We start from the raw sequence: 349 nt of genomic DNA on the forward strand, positions 1-349 counted from the left end.
TCTCTCCACCCCTGCCATATACGAAGCCTCAGCAGAAATGCTGAGGCTTTTTTGCATCTATTGCTTCTACGAAGCAATATCGTGAGCTGGAATGCCAGCCTGCCGGCTCAGTCCACCCCTGTCATATATAAGGCTCCAGACTACGCGTCCCGGCAGAAATGTTGGAGCCTTTTTACTAGCTTCTACTTATTAATGGTTTCACTTAATTCTTCTAGTTTGGATATGCTGATATTAGAACCATAACGCTTCCTTAATATCTGAATAGCTAGTCGAAGGGGGAGGTCTTTTAGCTTTCTATATGTGGAATATTTAAGCTGATATTTCTTACCTTATACCAATCCGGAAAATT

Source organism: Vibrio sp. 10N.261.51.F11 (assembly GCF_041471665.1).
GTDB classification, from domain to species: Bacteria; Pseudomonadota; Gammaproteobacteria; order Enterobacterales; family Vibrionaceae; genus Vibrio; species Vibrio crassostreae_C.